Source organism: Bacillus sp. FSL E2-8887 (genome assembly GCF_038007205.1).
Taxonomy (GTDB): domain Bacteria; phylum Bacillota; class Bacilli; order Bacillales; family Bacillaceae_G; genus Bacillus_A; species Bacillus_A mycoides.
In genome coordinates this window covers 3837927-3855511 of record NZ_JBBOWS010000001.1, presented here as the reverse complement: position 1 = coordinate 3855511, position 17585 = coordinate 3837927, and the positions used below count along the sequence as shown (strand labels likewise).

The window sequence follows — 17585 nt, the reverse complement described above, 5'->3', positions numbered from 1 at the left end:
TAATGGAAAAGATCGAGAGATTAAGAAGTGCGTTTGATGAGGCTGGTATTGACGGTATCGTATTAACGAATGAACATAGCCGTAGATATATGGCGAATTTCACAGGAACAGCTGGTGTTGTACTAATTTCAAAAGAGCGTGCTCTATTTATTACAGATTTCCGTTATGTAGAGCAAGCTAGTAAGCAAGCGGTTGGATACGAAATAGTGCAGCATCCAGGATTAATTCTTGATGAAGTTGCGAAACAAGTTAAAGAACTTGGAATTCAAAAGCTAGGCTTTGAGCAAGATAATCTTACATATAGCTCTTACGTAACGCATAATGAAGCGATCGAAGCTGAATTCATCCCAACTTCTGGGCTTGTAGAAAAGTTACGCTTGATAAAGACTGATTCAGAGATTAAGATATTAAAGGAAGCTGCACAGATTGCAGATGCTGCCTTTGAGCATATTCTATCATTCATTCGCCCGGGAGTATCTGAAATTGAAGTGTCAAATGAACTTGAATTTTTCATGAGAAAACAAGGAGCAACATCTTCTTCGTTTGATATTATCGTTGCTTCAGGTCTTCGTTCGGCATTACCGCACGGCGTGGCATCTGAAAAAGTGATAGAAAAAGGAGATTTCGTTACATTAGACTTCGGCGCTTATTACAAAGGATATTGCTCTGATATTACTCGTACGATTGCAGTCGGTGAACCATCTGATAAATTAAAAGAAATTTATAATATCGTTTTAGAAGCACAACTACGTGGTGTGAACGGTATTAAAGCTGGTTTAACGGGTCGTGAGGCTGATGCATTAACGCGTGATTACATAACGGAAAAAGGATATGGTGAATACTTCGGACACTCTACTGGTCATGGAATCGGTCTTGAAATCCATGAAGCACCAGGTTTAGCGTTCCGTTCTGATACAGTACTTGAACCAGGTATGGCTGTAACAGTAGAACCAGGTATTTATATTCCAGGTGTTGGCGGGGTACGTATTGAAGATGATATCATTGTAACAAGTGAAGGCAATGAAGTAATAACGAAATCACCAAAAGAACTTATTATTTTGTAATACACAGGAGGATTTTTTTACATGATTTCAGTAAACGATTTTCGTACAGGTTTAACAATTTCAGTGGACAATGCCCTTTGGCAAGTAATGGATTTCCAACACGTAAAGCCAGGTAAAGGTGCTGCATTCGTTCGCTCTAAACTACGTAACCTTCGCACAGGATCTGTTCAAGAGAAAACATTCCGTGCAGGTGAAAAAGTAGAAAAAGCACACATCGAAAACCGTCGTATGCAATACTTATACGCGAGCGGTGAGTCTCACGTATTTATGGATAACGAAACTTATGAGCAAATCGAACTTGGCGAAAACCAAATCGAGCGCGAATTAAAATTCTTAAAAGAAAACATGGGAGTATCTATTATGACATACCAAGATGAAGTACTTGGTGTTGAGCTTCCGAACACAGTTGAATTAACAGTGTCAGAAACAGAACCTGGTATTAAAGGTGACACAGCTTCTAACGTAACAAAACCAGCTAAATTAGAAACTGGTCTTGTTGTACAAGTACCAATCTTCATTAATGAAGGCGAAATGCTTATCATCAACACTGGTGAAGGTAAATACGTTTCTCGTGCATAGTAGAAAAGCACTCGTGATTATCACGAGTGCTTTTTTTATAGGAAATAGGGCAGATAGTAAATTGCAGTTATAACAAAACTAACTGTGACGAGTGAAAGGGTACCCATAATATATGGAGTCAAAACAATTTGAAACGGGCGTATTTCACCAGTTTCAATACCGGTAAAAGTTTTATTCGTTACATGATCCATATTGTTATTTCTAAAGTTACTCATAATAATTAACCACGTAATTGCAAATATTGCTAGACTGCCAAGGAAAAAGCTCTCCAAAAATGACCAGCCGACCATTTTTGAAAAAAGATAAATAATAGCTAATTCTACTACAATTGTTAAACTAATTTTTAATGCTTTCATATTTTCCCCCCTCATTTTGTACGTCCAGCCAATTTGAAAAATTCTTGCGTGATACGACATGTAGTGAGCAAGGTGACTTTACTTCTTTCTCAAGTGCAGCGTGTACGTCTGGAAATTGTTTTTCCACATGTAATGAAATGTAAGATAGTTTCTCTTGTGCTTTTAAAGAGCGAATGTTATTCGTTTTAGCACCGGCGAATACGTATGTGAGTTGTAAGTCTAAGAAAGCAACTTTAAAGATTTCTTTTTTAGCGGCCTCGTTATATCCTTTTCCCCAGTATGGATAGCCGATCCAACTGCCAATGTGAGATTGCTTTTTCTCATAATTAATATGTTTAAGTGTGGTGAGGCCAATTATTTCATTTTCTTCATTTACAATCACTCTTGATAAGGAGTGATTTTTTCGTTCCTCTTCAATTGCAAAAAGAATGAATGTTTTTGTATCTTCCACTGATTCTACTTTTAGCCCTAATGCATTTTTTACATGTGGATTGCTTGATAGCTCAAAAATCACATTTGCATATCGTAAATCGAGCGGTAATAAAGTAACTTGCTTCATCATCTATGCTCCTTTTCTATTAAATATACCATAAATTAATTAGAATATTCAGTTTTATATTAAGTCGATAGAGAAAAATTATGTTTTTACTTCTGAAATAGACAACCTCTGCATATGGTTGTACAAATATATTCTTTTTCAGAATAAGGAAGTAGTAACTGTTATGGGAGAAGGTGGGAGAATGAAACAGTGGCTAGCGGCAATGGAAACATCCGTGCTTGTTATGGGATTACTTCGGTTGTTTTCAGGAAGCGTGGAAATATTCGCCGCTCTGCTTATGCTTTACGTGAATGATGCGAAGAAAGCATTGTTTATAAATGGTATGTTGGCGTTTGTTGGACCGACCGTATTAATTTTAACAATGACAATTGGCATAGCGAGTGTAGCAAGTGAGATTTCTTTCTTGAAACTCTTTTTTCTAGCGCTTGGAATTGGCTGCATTTTTATCGCGTTGTTGAAATAGTAAGTCGAGTATAGTGGGGAGAAGCTTATGAAAGAAGTATTAGAAGTTTTACCGAAAGCGATGAGACAGTTAGTTGAATGCTGTAAACAATACGATACTCTAGAGGAAATTCGCGTTCGAATTGGAAGGCCACTAGAGTGTATTGCACATGGAGAAGTGTTTTTCTATGACTATATCGCTACAGCGGAAGATGCAATCCATTTATTGAATAAATTAAGTCAATTCTCAATTTATACGATGGAAGAGGAATTGAAACGTGGATATGTGACACTACGAGGAGGACATAGAATTGGCCTAGCTGGAAAAGTCATTACAGAAAAAAGCGCAGTGAAAATGATTCGAGATGTCTCTTCTTTTAATATTCGTATTGCCCGTCAAAAAATAGGGATTGCTGAGCCGCTTCTGCCATATCTTTATGAATCGCGATGGTTAAACACGATGGTAATTGGCCCACCGCAAACGGGGAAAACAACACTTTTAAGAGATGTAGCACGCTGTATGAGTCAAGGTGTAAGTGCTTCGAAAATTCCTTCATGTAAAGTGGGGATTGTTGATGAACGATCAGAAATTGCGGGCTGTGTGAAAGGAATCCCGCAATATGACTTTGGCGTGCGAGTAGATGTATTAGACGCTTGTCCAAAAGCTGAAGGAATGATGATGATGATTCGTTCTATGAGCCCAGACATATTAATCGTAGATGAAATTGGACGTAAAGAAGATAGTGAAGCGATTATGGAGGCGGTACATGCAGGTGTTCAGCTTTTTATAAGTGCACATGGATTTTCTTATGATGATGTTGTGAAACGTCCATCGTTACAGGCGGTGCTGGAACTTGGTGTATTTGATAGGTTTGTGGAATTATCAAAAGCGAGAGGGCCAGGAACAGTTATGCAAGTGAAAGATAGAGATGGAAAACCAGTATTATCCCATAGAAAGGTTCAAGGCGTATGGTGAAAATATTTGGTGCGGTATTAATAGTTGCTGTTAGCACTTTTTTCGGATTTTCATACGCTAAAAGGTACAGTGAGAGACCGCGGCAACTTAGGTTATTGAAGGCAGCATTGCAATCATTAGAAGCTGAAATTATGTATGGACACACGCCGTTATCTGAGGCTGCAGAGCGTTTAGTCAAACAAATGCCGAAGCCGTTAAATTGGATATTTCAAAGCTTTTCGAAACGGCTAGAGGACGGGGAGCAAACAGTTAGAGAAGCTTGGATTGATAGTTTGAAGGAGAACTGGACGTTAACGGCGTTTAAACAAACCGAGTATGAAATCTTACAACAATTTGGTGAAACACTTGGACAACATGATCGTGAATCACAGCAAAAACATATTCGCTTATGTATTACACATTTGGAGAGAGAAGAAGGAGAAGCGAAAGCATTACAACTACAATATGAAAAAATGATAAAGAGTTTAGGGGTACTAGCAGGGCTACTTATCGTAATTTTACTGCTATAGGGGGGAGAAAGGCGATGTCCATTGATGTTGGATTAATATTTCAAATCGCCGGAATCGGCATTGTTTTAGCTTTCATTCATACTGTACTAAAAGAATTAAAGCGAGAGGATATTGCAAATTGGGTTATCCTTGTCGGTTTTGTCGTTATTTTGTTTCATGTTGCATTTTTAATTAATACTCTATTCGACAAGATTAAAAGTGTCTTTCTCTTCCAGTAAAGGAGGCGGTTCGAATCGAAATTATACAAATTGTCGGATTAGGCCTCGTTGCTACATTTTTAGCTGCTGTTTTAAATCAGCATAAGTCTAGTATTACATCGTTATTTATTGTGTTCATTGGTAGCATGATGTTTCTTCTCTTAATCGATCAAATTCATTCTATTTTACAAATGATTGAGAGAGTGGCGAGTGAAGCGAAGGTTAGCAACGTATATGTAGAAACGTTATTGAAAATTATAGGGATTGCTTATATCGCTGAGTTTGGTGCGCAAATTACAAAGGATGCTGGTCAAGGTGCAATCGCTTCGAAAATTGAATTAGCTGGGAAAATCTTAATTCTCGTCATGGCAATTCCTATTTTGACGGTTGTAATTGAAACAATTCTCGGTTTTTTACCTACGGGATAAGGGGGAGTGAATGTTGAGGAAGTTTGGAGCTAAGCTATTATTTGCTTGCTTCCTTTTCTTTTCTTTACCGATTGTTGTACAAGCTTCTCCTATAGAAACAAACGTCGTTGATCAACAATTGGATAAGCTCGGAATTGAAGATGTGAAGCAATTTTGGGACGGGCTTGTTACAAAGTATGGAGGCTATTTACCAGAGAGTCAAAAAGGAAGCTTTATGGAGTTTGTAAAGGGAGAAAAAGAGTTCTCCATAAAAGAGTGGATGATAGGTCTACTAAAATATTTATTTCATGAGCTTGTTGCAAATGGAAAGTTACTCGGAACGCTCATTATGCTCACGATTTTCAGTGCATTGTTGCAATCGTTGCAATCTGCTTTTTCAAAGAGTAGCGTGAGTAAAATCGCTGATGCAGTCGTATACATGGTACTTATTATTTTCGCTTTAAATAGTTTTTATGTCGTTATGACATATGCAAGAGAGACGATACAAACAATGGTAGATTTTATACTAGCGTTATTACCAATTTTACTTGCACTCGTAGCAACAGGCGGCGGTGTTGTTTCTGTATCATTTTTTCATCCAATCATCATTTTCTTAATGAATACGAGTGGGCTTCTTATGAACTATATCGTTCTACCACTTTTATTACTTGCAACTATATTAAGTATTGTAAGCACGATGAGTGATCAATATAAAGTTACGAAATTGTCCAAGCTTTTGCAAAACGTTAGTGTTGGGATTATTGGTATCTTTTTGACGGTTTTTTTAGGCGTATTATCTGTACAGGGAACAGCGTCAGCCGTTGCTGATGGTATAGCTGTGAAAACGGCTAAATTTGTAACAGGAAATTTCATTCCTGTAGTAGGAAGGATGTTTACTGAGGCGGCGGATACTGTTATTAGTGCATCTGGATTATTAAAAAACACAGTCGGAATTATCGGGCTCGTTATTTTATGCTTAATTGTCGCTTTCCCAGCGATTCAAATTTTTTGTATCGCGTTTATTTATAAATTCGCAGCAGCAGTATTGCAACCAGTAGGCGGAGGAGCAATTATTCAATGTTTAGATATCATTGGACGAAGTATCATTTACGTATTTGCTTGCTTAGCTATCGTATCATTTATGTTCTTTTTAAGTATCACAATTATTATTGCTGCCGGGAACATTACTCTCATGATGCGGTAGGAGGTGAAGAGTATGCAATTTGTTACAGAGTGGATTAGAAATATTATCGTTTTTTTACTCTTAGCGACAATGCTTCATCTTATTCTTCCAAATTCAAATTTGCAAAAGTACGTTAAATTCGTTGTAAGTCTATTGTTAGTCGTATTAATTTTAACGCCTCTATTTAAGTTGTTACAAACAGATGTAAATGAAGTTATCGCAAATTTCAATGAGGAAAAGTACGTAGCAGATGGATCTGTAAAAAATTCGATAGATTCGAAGAAAAAAGAAATACAAGCTCTAACACGTGCATATAGTTTAGAAGAGATGGCTACCAAAATGAAAAAAGACGTAGGAAAAGAGTTTGAGAAAAAGTATGGTATGACAGTCTCTGAAATACAAATAGTCGCAGTGGAACATGCAGAAGAAGTAAAATCAGCGAAAGATATTCAATCTGTTGTTGTGACGTTGAAAGAAAAAGAACGTAGTAAAAATGATGCAATCGAAACAGTAAAGCCAATTGAAATTAATATGAAAGAACCTCCAAAAAAAATAGAAGAAACGAATGTAGAAATGAAAGATTTCTTTTCAAGCAGGTGGCAACTAGAGGATAAACAAATCCAAGTTCAGATGGAAGGGAGGACAGGTAGCGTAAATGGACAATAAAGATAAAAATTCGAGGTTCTCATTTTTTCGAAACCTATTAAATGGGGATGGAAAAGAAAGTAATGAGAAGGGGAAAAAGGTAACACCTAAGTTTTTGCTTGTCCTACTCATACTTGGGATTGCGCTTATGTTTTCTAGTAATCTCTTATCACCTAAAAAAGAAGAAGTGCCTGTGTTTAAAGAAAAGACAAGTCAAAGCCAAGATAAAGATGTACCAACTTTCGGTCAAAAAAACAATGATAATATGTCAAATGTAGAAAAATACGAAAAAGCGTATGAACAAGAATTGAAAGCTTCTTTAGAAGAGATAGCGGGAGTAAAAGATGTAACTATTAAAGTGAACTTAGATTCATCTGAAGAAAAAATACTCGAGAAAAATACAGTAAAACGTTCACAAACGACAGGTGAAACTGATAAAGCAGGCGGGAAAAGGGAAGTAGAAGACGAGTCTCTTGATGAAAAGACAGTCATTATACGTGAAGGTGATAAAGAAACTCCAATTGTTTTGCGAACAGAGAAACCGAAAGTACGAGGTGTTCTGGTCGTAGCAAAGGGAGTGGATAATATACAAATAAAAGCAATGGTAAAAGAAGCTGTGACGCGATTATTAGATGTACCAGCTCATCGCGTTTCAGTATCACCGAAAAATTGATAGGGAGGAAATAAAGTGTTAAAAAAACAAACGGTTTGGCTATTAACGATGTTAAGTTTAGTGGTTGTACTATCTGTTTATTACGTAACAACTCCTGATAAAATGAATACAGCAGCACCGGCAACGGGTGAAAAGATGGGACAAGAAAAGCAAGGTGTTGATAAAGCAGTTACAAAAGAAACAACGAAAGAAACTACAAATAAAGAGACAACAAAAGAAAATACAAGCAAGGAAACTACAAATAAAGAAACAGACAAGAAAGAGAATGACAAAAAAGAAACAAGTAAAAAAGAGGCTAGCGTAACAGTTCAATCAAGCGATGAGAATTTTACAGCGCTACGTATGCAAATGGAAGATCAGCGTAGTGTAGAGAAAGAAAAGTTACAAAATGTAATGAAGTCATCAAAATCTTCAGCAGAAGAAAAGAGTAAAGCGAAAGATAATCTTGATGCAATCACTACGATGGAAACGAAGCAACAATTACTTGAGACAGTGATTAAATCTCAAGGCGGATATAAGGATGCTCTTGTAAGAGCTGATGGAACAGACATTAAAGTAACAGTTAAATCGGCAAAGCATTCACAAAAAGAAGCGAATAAAATTATTCAGCTCGTAAGAAGTGAAGGTGGTTCAAAAGATGTAGGTGTGAAATTTGATCCATCAGTAAAATAAATTGAAATTATAATAGGTGTTGCTGCTTCAAATTAGATAAAAGAATAATAGAAAAAAGCTATCGTTTTCGATAGCTTTTTTCTATTTCATCTTTGCAGTTGTATTTAGTATTTTCAATTGGAAACGGGGAAATACGCTGTGAGTAAAAGATTAATGGTTCGTGATGATGGTGATTAGTTTTTCCAGATTTGACGTGAATGAAGAGGACCAATGTCCAAATCACTACGGCAGGCAAGAATAGGATGAGCCATATCATATGTCCGCACCTCACTACAATAAATTTGCTACACTTTGAACATACTATTCTTTTATGAAGGAAGAATGAACGGCACGTAAACAAAAAAATAATATTTGGTAAAAATATGTTTTTTTACCGTGGATAAAATGAAGAATGCTGAGGGAATTACGTTTTTACACTTTGCAGTTTTGAAAAAGTAAAGAATGTTTTTTAGGAAGTGGTCTTGCCAATTTTGTGTGAAACTTGGTATTATTACTAGGTAATAATTTTTTGGTGGAATAATATTTTTACAGGAGTTTCGATTTATAATAAAGAAATATAAATTGGAATGTTTAAAAAATTTAGCGTAAGATGGGAATAGTAAATATTTCTATTAGTAAATGTCATAGGAATAAATTTTCTAATAGAATACATCGTATTTTTACAGTAAATCAGTTTGATGCCAATCTGTAAAAACGGGACAAACAAGAGTATGGGAGTGGATTTTACATGTTTAAAATTCAAGAAGTTCGTGAATTAATTAAATTAATTGATAGCTCTAATATTGATGAATTTGAATACAAAAAAGACGGTACAACAATCAAAATGAAAAAACGTGGTAATGAAGTAGTTACTGTGCAAGCACCGGTAACGAAACAGGTAGTACAGCCAGCAGCATCTGTCGAAGTAGAAACAGCAGTAGCGGCAGCGCAAGTAGAAGCGCCAAAACAAGAAGAGAAGAAAGTTGTTCAAGATGAAAACCTACATAAAATCACATCACCGATGGTAGGGACATTTTATTCCTCTTCTTCGCCTGATACACCTCAATATGTAAGTGTTGGGGACAGAGTATCGAAAGATTCTATCGTATGTATTGTTGAAGCTATGAAATTATTTAACGAAATTGACGCAGATGTAGAGGGCGAAATTGTTGAGATTCTTGTTAATAACGGACAGCTTGTTGAGTATGGACAACCGCTATTTCTTGTAAAAGCGTAATAAGGGAGTCTTTGTGATGATAAAAAAAGTATTAATAGCCAATCGTGGGGAAATTGCTGTACGAATTATTCGTGCTTGTAAAGAAATGGATATTGAAACAGTTGCAATTTATTCAGAAGCAGACAAAGAGTCACTTCATGTGCAAATTGCAGATGAAGCGTATTGTGTTGGACCAACGATTTCAAAAGAAAGCTATTTAAATTTGACGAACATTATTAGTGTTGCGAAATTAACAGGTTGTGATGCAATTCATCCGGGATATGGATTTTTAGCAGAGAATGCAGATTTTGCAGAATTATGCCGTGAGTGTAACTTGATTTTTATCGGTCCAAGCCCAGAAGCCATTTCAAAGATGGGCACAAAAGACGTTGCACGTGATACAATGAAAGAAGCAGGGGTTCCGATTGTACCAGGTTCACAAGGGATTATTAAAAATACCGAAGAAGCGATCGAGCTTGCTAATCAACTTGGATATCCAGTTATCATTAAAGCGACTGCAGGTGGCGGCGGAAAAGGTATTCGTGTTGCGCGCCATGAAGAAGAGCTTGTAAAAGGAATTCAAATTACACAGCAAGAAGCCAGTACCGCTTTTGGGAACCCTGGTGTATACTTGGAGAAGTACGTTGAAGATTTCCGCCATGTTGAGATTCAAATAATGGCAGATACACATGGAAATGCCATTCATTTAGGAGAGCGTGATTGTACAATTCAGCGCCGTCTGCAAAAACTATTAGAAGAAAGTCCATCACCTGCACTTGATGAGAATATTCGCAAGCAAATGGGTGAGGCAGCAGTTAAAGCGGCGGTAGCGGTTGATTATACAGGTGCTGGTACGGTTGAGTTTATTTATGAATATAAAACGAAAAGCTTTTATTTCATGGAGATGAATACGAGAATCCAAGTTGAACATCCAGTTACTGAAATGGTAACAGGGATGGATTTAATTAAAGAACAAATTCTTGTTGCTTCTGGAGAAAAGTTATCGTTACAGCAAGAAGAAGTACAATTTAATGGTTGGGCAATGGAATGTCGAATTAATGCGGAAAACCCTGCCAAAAAATTTATGCCATCTCCAGGTAAAGTAGAAATGTACTTACCACCAGGCGGATTTGGTATTCGCGTCGATTCAGCTGTATATCCGGGATATTCAATACCACCTTTCTATGATTCGATGGTTGCTAAATTAATTGTTCACGGAAAAACACGTGAAGAGGCAATTGCAAAAATGAAGCGAGCGCTCAGTGAGTTTGTCATTGAAGGCGTACATACAACAATCCCGTTCCATTTGCAATTGCTAGAGCATCCTGATTTTGTAAAAGGTGAGTTTAACACGAAATTTTTGGAAGAGCATGAACTTGTGACGCAGTGATACATTAAAGGAGGTTTTTTTCATGGCTGAACATATGTTAGATATGGGTCAAGATACAACTCTTGGAAAAGTAGAAATTGCACCAGAAGTAATCGAAGTAATTGCAGGTATTGCAGCTGCTGAAGTAGAAGGTGTAGCGGCAATGCGTGGTAATTTTGCTACAGATGTTGTTGAGAAGTTAGGTAAGAAAAATCATGGTAAAGGTGTAAAGGTTGAATTAGCAAACGAAGATATTATTGTTGACCTTTACGTTGTGATGTATTTTGGTGTAGCGATTCCGGTTGTTGCACAAAAAATTCAAGACAATATTCGCCAAGCACTCTTTACAATGACAGGACTTGAGCCAAAAGAAGTGAACGTTCACATCGTTGGCGTAACATTCGAAACACAAAAAACAGAAATCGAACCAGTGTAAGAGTGGAAAAAGGTGCCTAGTAAAATAGGCATCTTTTTTATCGTTTCATTTCTTCACAAATTAAAACCCTCTAATTATTATACTATTTCAAAAAAAAAGAAAAATAAAACGGTATGTTTCATTTTTCCAAAAAACGTACATTGTGATAAGATATGGAACTTGAAGTTAATCTTTTTATTATTTTTCAGCCTTGTACCCCGTGTGTGAAACGATAAATTGTGTTATTATCATTGTATTATAAGGTTGGAAAATCAATGAAAACTGCAAGAGTAAGTGAATTGACGGCTTATAAATTATAATAATATAACAAAACATAAGGAAAGACTTGAAGTATAAAGGAGAGTTACAATGAAACGTAGGACGGCTAGAGAAAGAGCAATGCAAGCATTATACCAAATGGATATTACAGGTGAATTAGAACCGAAAGTAGCGGTGGAAAATACGCTAGATGAAGGCGAAGAAACAAATGAGTTTCTAGAATCACTTGTTGTAGGATTTGTAGACAACAAAGAAGAAATTGACGCAGCAATTCGTCAAAATTTAAAAAAGTGGAAGCTTGAGCGTATTAGTATTGTTGATCGCAGTATTTTACGTGTAGCTGTGTGTGAGATGAAATACATGGAAGAAATTCCGCACAATGTAACAATTAACGAAGCAATTGAAATCGCAAAAACATTTGGGGATGAGGAATCTCGTCGTTTTATTAACGGCGTTTTATCTAATATAAAAGATACACTGTAATTTCTTTAAGGGGGAAACTTAAAATGGTAGCAGTAATCATCAAAGGAAATGAAGTTGCGGAGAAAAAACGAGCACAATTAAAAGAAAAAGTTGTGAAGTTAAAAGAGCAAGGGATTGTACCAGGATTAGCAGTTATTTTAGTTGGAGAAGATCCAGCATCTCGTTCTTATGTAAAAGGAAAAGAAAAAGGCTGTGAGCAAGTAGGAATCTATTCAGAGCTAATTGAACTTCCTGAAACGATTACTGAGGAGCGTTTGCTTGCTGAAATCGATCGCTTAAATGGAGACGACCGCATTAATGGCATATTGGTACAATTACCTTTACCAAAACATATTGAAGAAAAAGCTATCATTGAAAGAATTTCACCGGAAAAGGATGTAGATGGATTTCACCCAATCAGCGTAGGACGTATGATGACGGGACAAGACACATTCCTTCCATGTACACCGCATGGCATTTTAGAATTAGTAAAAGAAACGAATCTTGATATTTCTGGAAAGCATGTTGTTGTAATTGGAAGAAGTAATATTGTTGGTAAACCAGTGGGGCAACTGTTTTTAAATGAAAATGCAACTGTCACATATTGTCATTCTAAGACGCGAAATATAAAAGAATTATCGAAGTTAGCTGATATTTTAATCGTAGCCGTTGGACGACCGAAAATGGTAACAGCTGACTATATTAAAGAGGGTGCGGTTGTAATTGATGTTGGTGTTAACCGTTTAGAAACAGGCAAACTTTGTGGTGATGTTGATTTTGACAATGTATTAGACGTTGCAGGTTACATTACGCCTGTGCCAAAAGGAGTCGGCCCAATGACTATTACAATGCTTCTTCACAACACTGTGGAGTCTGCAAAGCGTGCAGGTGTTGTTTGTCAATAATTTGAATCGGCTATGAGGAGAGAGAAATGGAGAAACAATATTTAACCGTTACAGCATTAACACGCTATATTAAAACAAAAATAGAGTATGATCCGCATTTACAGTCTGTTTGGTTAAAAGGAGAAATTTCCAACTTTAAATATCATAGTCGTGGTCATATGTATTTTACATTGAAAGATGAAAATGCAAGAATTGCAGCGGTTATGTTTGCGGGTCATAATCGTAACATTAAATTCAGGCCGGAAAATGGAATGAAAGTACTTGTAAAAGGAAAGATTTCTGTTTATGAGGCGAGTGGTTCTTATCAAATTTATATTCAAGACATGCAGCCTGACGGAATTGGAAACTTGCATTTAGCTTATGAGCAATTAAAAGTTCGTTTAGAGGAAGAGGGCTTGTTTTCTCAAGTTTATAAAAAAATAATTCCTCCGTATGCTAAAACAATAGGTGTAATCACGTCGCCAACAGGAGCAGCAATTCGCGATATTATAACAACAATTAAACGTCGTTATCCAATTGGAAATGTTATTGTGTTTCCTGTACTTGTACAAGGGGAGTCAGCAGCTCCCTCGATTGTACAAGCAATTCGTACAGCGAATGAAATGGGAGATATTGATGTTTTAATTGTTGGACGTGGTGGAGGCTCTATTGAAGAATTATGGGCCTTTAATGAGGAAGTAGTTGCAAGAGAAATTTTCACAAGTGAGATTCCGATTATTTCGGCTGTAGGCCATGAAACAGATTTTACAATCGCAGATTTTGTCGCGGATTTACGTGCACCAACACCGACTGCAGCAGCTGAGCTGGCGGTACCTAATACTATAGAGTTACAAGAAAAGGTATTACAAAGAACTCTGAGATTGCAAAGAGCAATGAGAGAGAGAGTACATAAAAAAGAAGAAAAACTGCAAGTGTTACAAAAATCTTATGCGTTCCGTTATCCAAGGCAAGTGTACGAGCAAAAAGAAGAGCAGTTAGACAGGGCTCTTGAACAACTTGTTTTAGCGAAAGAGCGTTATATAGATAAAAAAGTAAATCAATTAAAGCAACTTTCATTTTATTTAGAAAAGCACCACCCATCTCAAAAAATTATACAAACGAAAACGGCAATTGAAACGTTGCAAAAGCAGTTGCAACGTGAAATGCAAACATTACTTCAAACGAAGGAGTTCGTATTTGTGAGAGCGGCTCAAAAGCTTGAGGTATTAAGCCCGCTTAAAGTAATGATGAGAGGGTATGGGCTTGTATACGATGAAGAGAAACAAGTATTAAAAAGCGTGAAAGATGTTAGCCTTGGAGATGCTGTTTCGGTTCAATTACAAGATGGAATACTAGATTGTAGCGTATCAAGCATAGAGGAGCGTGAATTGAATAATGGAAAATAAGTTAAGCTTTGAAGAAGCAATTTCGCAGCTTGAGCATCTCGTTTCTAAGCTTGAACAAGGTGATGTACCTTTAGAGGAAGCAATTTCTTATTTTAAGGAAGGCATGGAATTATCTAAGCTTTGTGATGAGAAATTGAAAGATGTACAAGAACAAATGGCAGTTATCCTTGGGGAAGATGGAGAGCTTAAACCGTTTACTGCTTTAGGAGATGAAGCATAGTGACACATATAGCTTTTGATGCTTTTTTGAAAGAGAGTAAAACTTTCGTAGAAGAAAAGCTTGTAAGCTATGCAAATGAATTACAATGTCCAAATGTGCTTCGTGAAGCGATGGCATATTCTTTGGAAGCGGGTGGGAAACGTCTCCGCCCGTTACTTTTATTTGCAACGTTACAAGCGTTTGGGAAAGAAAGAAATCTTGGAGTGGGTGCAGCTTGTGCCCTTGAAATGATTCATACATATTCGTTAATTCATGATGATTTACCTTGTATGGATGATGATGATCTAAGACGAGGAAAGCCTACAAATCATAAAGTATTTGGTGAAGCAATGGCAGTTTTAGCGGGAGATGGTTTGTTGACATATGCTTTTCAAGTTATTATGGCATATGAGCAAAAAGAAATCTCTGCTGAAAAAAAAGTAAGACTTGTACTTGAGCTTGCGAAAGCAGCAGGACCTGAAGGAATGGTTGCTGGACAAGTGGCAGATATGGAAGCTGAAGGAAAACGACTTACAATTAATGAATTAGAGTACATTCATAATCATAAGACAGGTAAACTGCTTGAGTTTGCTGTACTTGCAGGCGCGATACTTTCTGATGCTACAGAAGAGCAAGAAGAGAAGTTACTTGCATTTGCGAAATATATCGGTCTAGCTTTCCAAATTAGAGATGATATTTTGGATGTAGAAGGAACAGAAGAAGAGATTGGAAAACCGATTGGTAGTGATGCTTCCAACGAGAAGAGCACATATACGACGTTATTTACTGTAGATAGAGCAAAATCTATTTTAGAGGAGAAAATTGCAAAAGCAAAAGATTCTATTAGCTCCTTACAATTACAAGATGAATATTTACTATCTATTTGTGATTTAATCGCAAAACGTAATAACTAATATAACAGCGTTTCCATTTGTTGAGTCATTCATCATTTTATGATATAAATGTAGGAAAGGTTTTTCTTTTCTTGTTATTGGCAAAAATATATGTAGATTACATTGCCGTTATCACTTCGTGTTAGCGGCTATTTTTTTCATCACGTAAAGAAATATGATGTATAATATGATAAGTGAAAAAATGGAAGTGTTTTCTGAAAGCAGGACAAGATAAAAAGAATAGAAAAGATAATTTCTTGTGTTGTGTAAATGTTTCTTATAATATTTGACATGTTGACAGATTATGAAATGAAAGTGAGTGATCCATGTGGATCTAACGCAAATTCAAAACCCTAGTTTTTTGAAAGATATGTCTATCAGTGAACTAGAGGGGTTGAGTGAGGATATTCGTAAGTTTTTAATTGAAGAGCTCTCTCAAACAGGTGGACATATTGCACCTAATTTAGGTGTAGTAGAACTCACAATTGCTCTGCATAAATTATTTGATAGTCCGAAAGATAAGTTTTTATGGGACGTAGGACATCAATCCTATGTACATAAAATTTTAACAGGGCGTGCGAAAGAATTCGGCACATTAAGGCAATACCAAGGTCTATGTGGTTTTCCAAAACGCTGCGAGAGTGAGCATGATGTTTGGGAAACTGGTCATAGTTCAACGTCGTTATCTGCTGCAATGGGAATGGCTCTAGCACGTGATTTAAAGAAAACGGAAGAATACGTTATACCAATCATTGGCGATGGTGCATTAACAGGTGGAATGGCTTTAGAGGCATTGAACCACATTGGGCATGAAAAAACGGACATGATTGTTATTTTGAATGACAATGAAATGTCAATTGCACCAAACGTCGGTGCACTTCATAATGTACTTGGTCGTTTACGTACCGCAGGGAAGTACCATTGGGTAAAAGATGAACTAGAGTATATATTGAAGAAAATCCCAGCAGTCGGCGGGAAAGTTGCTGCGACAGCAGAGAAAATAAAAGATAGTCTAAAATATTTACTAGTATCAGGCGTCTTTTTTGAAGAATTAGGCTTTACATATTTAGGTCCGGTCGATGGGCATGATTATGAAAAGTTATTCGAAACGTTGCAATATGCAAAGAAAACAAAAGGCCCAGTACTTGTTCATGTTATTACGAAAAAAGGAAAAGGTTATAAACCAGCTGAAAGTGACGTTATTGGAACTTGGCATGGAACAGGATCGTATAAAATTGAGTCAGGTGACTTCGTTAAACCGAAAGAAGTTGCACCAGCATGGAGTGCTGTTGTTAGTGAAACAGTGCTTAAGCTAGCGAGAACGGATGAACGTATCGTTGCAATTACGCCTGCAATGCCTGTTGGATCGAAACTTGAGAAATTCCAAAAAGAATTTCCGGATCGCATGATTGATGTAGGTATTGCAGAGCAGCATGCTACAACAATGGCAGCTGGTATGGCAACACAAGGGATGAAGCCGTTCTTAGCAATTTATTCAACATTTTTACAAAGAGCATACGACCAAGTTGTTCATGATATTTGTCGCCAAAATTTAAATGTTTTCATTGGAATAGATCGCTCTGGATTAGTAGGAGCAGACGGTGAAACGCATCAAGGTGTATTTGACATCGCGTTTTTACGTCACTTGCCGAATATGGTGCTTATGATGCCGAAAGATGAAAATGAAGGTCAACATTTAGTATATACAGCGATGCAATACGAAGATGGACCGATTGCTTTACGTTATGCACGCGGAAATGGACTTGGCGTTCAAATGGATGAAGAATTAAAGGCGATTCCAATCGGTACATGGGAAACGTTAAAAGAAGGCACACAAGCAGCAATTTTAACGTTTGGTACGACAATCCCGATGGCAATGGAAGCAGCTGAGCGTCTTGAACAAGCTGGAGTATCAGTGAAAGTAGTGAATGCTCGCTTTATTAAGCCGATGGACGAAGCATATTTACATGATCTTTTAGGGAAAAATATACCGATTTTAACGATTGAAGAGGCTTGTTTAATCGGTGGCTTTGGAACGGGAGTAGTTGAATTTGCTTCTGAGAACGGATACCATAGTGCTTTAATTGAACGAATGGGTATTCCTGATCGCTTCATAGAGCATGGTAGTGTAACAAAACTGTTAGAAGAAATTGGTTTAACAACAGATGCTGTTGTAGACCGTATTCATACAATGATTCCATCAAAACAAAAAAGGGCGTAAC

General features: G+C 36.8%; 23 protein-coding genes. 20 read left to right on the top strand and 3 right to left on the bottom strand.

Features of this window, described 5'->3' with window-relative positions:
• The first annotated feature begins 2 nt into the window (after positions 1 to 2).
• Both pepQ and efp read left to right on the top strand, forming a co-directional pair.
• Positions 3 to 1064: a Xaa-Pro dipeptidase gene (gene pepQ / locus NSQ08_RS19710; RefSeq protein ID WP_340778185.1), complete on the top strand. Its 1062-nt coding sequence runs from the start codon at positions 3 to 5 to the stop codon at positions 1062 to 1064.
• A 21-nt stretch (positions 1065 to 1085) separates the two neighbouring features.
• On the top strand, positions 1086 to 1643 hold the full coding sequence (gene efp, locus NSQ08_RS19705; RefSeq protein WP_002033989.1) for an elongation factor P: 558 nt from the start codon (positions 1086 to 1088) through the stop codon (positions 1641 to 1643).
• Between the two features lie 35 nt (positions 1644 to 1678).
• Here the strand turns inward: efp and NSQ08_RS19700 are convergent, their stop codons facing one another.
• Both NSQ08_RS19700 and NSQ08_RS19695 read right to left on the bottom strand, forming a co-directional pair.
• Entirely contained in the window at positions 1679 to 1999 is a 321-nt protein-coding gene (locus tag NSQ08_RS19700) for a hypothetical protein (RefSeq protein ID WP_016100630.1), read from the bottom strand.
• Positions 1980 to 2561 (bottom strand): GNAT family N-acetyltransferase, encoded by a 582-nt coding sequence (locus NSQ08_RS19695; RefSeq protein ID WP_137075991.1) that lies wholly within the window; start codon positions 2559 to 2561, stop codon positions 1980 to 1982. The genes NSQ08_RS19700 and NSQ08_RS19695 overlap by 20 nt, the downstream gene beginning before the upstream one ends.
• A 178-nt stretch (positions 2562 to 2739) precedes the next feature.
• Here NSQ08_RS19695 and NSQ08_RS19690 point away from each other — a divergent pair, with 178 nt between their 5' ends.
• From NSQ08_RS19690 to NSQ08_RS19650, 9 genes are read left to right on the top strand one after another with little or no spacing between them, the layout of a single operon-like run.
• The gene (locus NSQ08_RS19690; RefSeq protein WP_033709832.1) at positions 2740 to 3021 is read left to right on the top strand and encodes a YqhV family protein; all 282 of its coding nucleotides are present in this window, start codon (positions 2740 to 2742) and stop codon (positions 3019 to 3021) included.
• 27 nt (positions 3022 to 3048) lie between these two features.
• Positions 3049 to 3975 (top strand): stage III sporulation protein AA, encoded by a 927-nt coding sequence (spoIIIAA, locus tag NSQ08_RS19685; RefSeq protein ID WP_002033984.1) that lies wholly within the window; start codon positions 3049 to 3051, stop codon positions 3973 to 3975.
• The gene (spoIIIAB, locus tag NSQ08_RS19680) at positions 3969 to 4484 is read left to right on the top strand and encodes a stage III sporulation protein SpoIIIAB (RefSeq protein ID WP_002088574.1); all 516 of its coding nucleotides are present in this window, start codon (positions 3969 to 3971) and stop codon (positions 4482 to 4484) included. Before spoIIIAA ends, spoIIIAB begins: the two co-directional genes overlap by 7 nt.
• Before the next feature lie 14 nt (positions 4485 to 4498).
• Positions 4499 to 4702: a stage III sporulation protein AC gene (gene spoIIIAC / locus NSQ08_RS19675; protein ID WP_000020914.1), complete on the top strand. Its 204-nt coding sequence runs from the start codon at positions 4499 to 4501 to the stop codon at positions 4700 to 4702.
• Between the two features lie 23 nt (positions 4703 to 4725).
• Complete coding sequence (spoIIIAD, locus tag NSQ08_RS19670) at positions 4726 to 5109, top strand: stage III sporulation protein AD (RefSeq protein ID WP_078172833.1); 384 nt, start codon at positions 4726 to 4728, stop codon at positions 5107 to 5109.
• Positions 5110 to 5119: 10 nt separating this feature from the next.
• Entirely contained in the window at positions 5120 to 6292 is a 1173-nt protein-coding gene (gene spoIIIAE, locus NSQ08_RS19665; protein WP_002067101.1) for a stage III sporulation protein AE, read from the top strand.
• Positions 6293 to 6304: 12 nt separating this feature from the next.
• Positions 6305 to 6937, top strand: coding sequence for a stage III sporulation protein AF (gene spoIIIAF / locus NSQ08_RS19660; protein WP_002015059.1), 633 nt, complete (start codon positions 6305 to 6307; stop codon positions 6935 to 6937).
• Positions 6927 to 7589 carry a stage III sporulation protein AG gene (gene spoIIIAG / locus NSQ08_RS19655; protein ID WP_340778170.1) on the top strand — a complete coding sequence of 221 codons (663 nt, stop codon included), beginning with the start codon at positions 6927 to 6929 and terminating at the stop codon, positions 7587 to 7589. Before spoIIIAF ends, spoIIIAG begins: the two co-directional genes overlap by 11 nt.
• 15 nt (positions 7590 to 7604) lie before the next feature.
• The gene (locus NSQ08_RS19650) at positions 7605 to 8261 is read left to right on the top strand and encodes a SpoIIIAH-like family protein (RefSeq protein WP_002015062.1); all 657 of its coding nucleotides are present in this window, start codon (positions 7605 to 7607) and stop codon (positions 8259 to 8261) included.
• A 58-nt stretch (positions 8262 to 8319) separates the two neighbouring features.
• On the opposite strand, the gene NSQ08_RS19645 is transcribed toward NSQ08_RS19650, so the two are convergent.
• Complete coding sequence (locus tag NSQ08_RS19645) at positions 8320 to 8517, bottom strand: hypothetical protein (RefSeq protein WP_012261697.1); 198 nt, start codon at positions 8515 to 8517, stop codon at positions 8320 to 8322.
• 471 nt (positions 8518 to 8988) lie between these two features.
• Between NSQ08_RS19645 and accB the strand changes: the two genes are divergently transcribed.
• The 9 genes from accB to dxs all read left to right on the top strand — a co-directional run bounded on the left by accB (position 8989) and on the right by dxs (position 17584).
• Complete coding sequence (accB, locus tag NSQ08_RS19640; protein ID WP_002033941.1) at positions 8989 to 9477, top strand: acetyl-CoA carboxylase biotin carboxyl carrier protein; 489 nt, start codon at positions 8989 to 8991, stop codon at positions 9475 to 9477.
• Between the two features lie 16 nt (positions 9478 to 9493).
• Positions 9494 to 10846: an acetyl-CoA carboxylase biotin carboxylase subunit gene (gene accC, locus NSQ08_RS19635; protein WP_002015065.1), complete on the top strand. Its 1353-nt coding sequence runs from the start codon at positions 9494 to 9496 to the stop codon at positions 10844 to 10846.
• A gap of 22 nt (positions 10847 to 10868) precedes the next feature.
• The gene (locus tag NSQ08_RS19630) at positions 10869 to 11261 is read left to right on the top strand and encodes an Asp23/Gls24 family envelope stress response protein (protein ID WP_000807630.1); all 393 of its coding nucleotides are present in this window, start codon (positions 10869 to 10871) and stop codon (positions 11259 to 11261) included.
• Positions 11262 to 11609: 348 nt separating this feature from the next.
• Positions 11610 to 12002 (top strand): N utilization substance protein NusB, encoded by a 393-nt coding sequence (nusB, locus tag NSQ08_RS19625; RefSeq protein ID WP_002067080.1) that lies wholly within the window; start codon positions 11610 to 11612, stop codon positions 12000 to 12002.
• Positions 12003 to 12025: 23 nt separating this feature from the next.
• Positions 12026 to 12886, top strand: coding sequence for a bifunctional methylenetetrahydrofolate dehydrogenase/methenyltetrahydrofolate cyclohydrolase FolD (gene folD, locus NSQ08_RS19620; RefSeq protein ID WP_149190907.1), 861 nt, complete (start codon positions 12026 to 12028; stop codon positions 12884 to 12886).
• Positions 12887 to 12912: 26 nt separating this feature from the next.
• Positions 12913 to 14271: an exodeoxyribonuclease VII large subunit gene (xseA, locus tag NSQ08_RS19615; RefSeq protein WP_002015068.1), complete on the top strand. Its 1359-nt coding sequence runs from the start codon at positions 12913 to 12915 to the stop codon at positions 14269 to 14271.
• Entirely contained in the window at positions 14261 to 14491 is a 231-nt protein-coding gene (gene xseB / locus NSQ08_RS19610) for an exodeoxyribonuclease VII small subunit (protein ID WP_000428422.1), read from the top strand. The genes xseA and xseB overlap by 11 nt, the downstream gene beginning before the upstream one ends.
• Positions 14491 to 15384 (top strand): (2E,6E)-farnesyl diphosphate synthase, encoded by an 894-nt coding sequence (gene ispA / locus NSQ08_RS19605; protein ID WP_002015072.1) that lies wholly within the window; start codon positions 14491 to 14493, stop codon positions 15382 to 15384. The genes xseB and ispA overlap by 1 nt, the downstream gene beginning before the upstream one ends.
• A gap of 307 nt (positions 15385 to 15691) precedes the next feature.
• Positions 15692 to 17584 (top strand): 1-deoxy-D-xylulose-5-phosphate synthase, encoded by a 1893-nt coding sequence (gene dxs, locus NSQ08_RS19600; protein WP_002143098.1) that lies wholly within the window; start codon positions 15692 to 15694, stop codon positions 17582 to 17584.
• Position 17585 lies beyond the last annotated feature (1 nt).